Genomic DNA, 1,621 nt, shown 5'->3' with positions numbered 1-1,621 from the left:
GGATCCTGGCAGTGCTGCGCAACCGCCAGTTCTTCTCGCTCGGAGAACTCAACACGGCAATCAGCCTGCTGCTCGAACGCCTCAATCAAAAGCCCTTCAAGAAGCTGCCCGGCTCACGCCGCTCGGCCTTCGAGACCATCGACCAACCCGCACTGCAACCGCTACCAGAACATCCGTATGTCTACGCCGAATGGAAAAAGGTGCGGGTGCACATCGACTACCACGTCGAGGTCGAGGGCCATTACTACTCGGTGCCGTACCAGCTGGTGAAGCACCAACTCGAAGTGCGGCTAACCGCTAAGACCGTCGAGTGCTTCCACGCCAACCAGCGGGTGGCCAGCCATCTGCGCTCGCCGCACAAAGGCCGCCACACCACCCAAACCGAGCACATGCCCAAAAGTCACCGCGAACATGCCGAATGGACGCCGCAGCGACTGATCCACTGGGCTGAGCAGACCGGGCCGAACACCGCTGGTGTAATCGCCTACATCCTCGAACGCCGAATCCATCCGCAGCACGGCTTCCGCGCCTGCCTGGGGATCCTGCGCCTGAGCAAACAGCACGGCGAAGAGCGGCTGGAAGCCGCTTGCCAGCGAGCGCTGGCACTGGGCGCGTGCAGCTACAAAAGCCTTGAATCGATCCTGCGCCAAGGGCTGGAACGGCTGCCGCTGGCCCAGCAAAACCTGCCGTTACTGCCTGAAGAACACATCAACCTGCGCGGCCCTGGCTACTACCACTGACCTGAAAAAGGAGCACCAAAATGCTGCCCAACCCGACACTCGACAAGCTGCAAACCCTGCGCCTGCACGGCATGATCAAGGCGCTTGGCGAACAACACGCAACGCCTGACATCAACGATCTCAGCTTCGACGAACGCCTCGGTCTGATGGTCGACCGCGAGCTGACCGAGCGCGAAGACGCCCGCCTGACTACTCGCCTCAAGGCCGCACGACTGCGCCATAACGCCTGCCTGGAAGACATCGACTATCGCAGTCCGCGTGGCTTGGACAAGGCCTTGATCCTGCAACTGGGCAGCGGCCAGTGGCTGCGCGACGGCCTGAACCTGATCATCGGCGGCCCAACTGGCGTAGGCAAAACCTGGCTCGCCTGCGCGCTGGCTCATAAGGCCTGCCGCGACGGTTACAGCGTGCGTTATCTGCGCTTGCCGCGCTTGATGGAAGAACTAGGCCTGGCCCACGGCGACGGCCGCTTCGCGAAACTGATGGCGGGTTATGCCAAGACCGACTTGCTGATCCTGGACGACTGGGGCCTGGCGCCGTTTACCGCTGCGCAACGGCGCGACATGCTTGAACTGCTGGACGACCGCTACGGCAACCGCTCGACGCTAGTGACCAGCCAGATGCCAGTGGACAAATGGCACGCACTGATCGGCGATCCGACCTTGGGCGATGCGATCCTCGACCGGCTGGTGCACAACGCTTATCGGATCGAACTGAAGGGCGAATCGATGCGCAGACGCGCAACGAAATTGACGGCGACAGAGACTTCAGACTAACAATGCAAACCTGCGTCGCTGCGCTCCGACTGCCTGTCCGAATGAGCGTGGAATGAGTGTCCGGATGTTGGTGGGCTGAGTGTCCGGATGGCGTGGAATCCGCAG

1 protein-coding gene and 1 pseudogene are annotated in these 1,621 nt (G+C 61.9%); both read left to right on the top strand.

Annotated elements, in window-relative coordinates; all coding sequences use genetic code 11:
• Positions 1–740, top strand: a pseudogene (locus tag E3W21_RS28820) (IS21 family transposase); the annotation flags it as partial.
• Positions 741–760: 20 nt separating this feature from the next.
• Positions 761–1,516 (top strand): IS21-like element ISPsy14 family helper ATPase IstB, encoded by a 756-nt coding sequence (istB, locus tag E3W21_RS28815; RefSeq protein WP_024264899.1) that lies wholly within the window; start codon positions 761–763, stop codon positions 1,514–1,516.
• The last annotated feature ends 105 nt before the right edge of the window (positions 1,517–1,621 follow it).

Origin of the sequence: Pseudomonas sp. F01002 (genome assembly GCF_004402115.1) — a bacterium.
Taxonomy (GTDB): Bacteria; Pseudomonadota; Gammaproteobacteria; order Pseudomonadales; family Pseudomonadaceae; genus Aquipseudomonas; species Aquipseudomonas frigoris.
The sequence above is the reverse complement of the archived record's forward strand: the minus strand, read 5'-3'. Positions and strand labels throughout refer to the sequence as shown.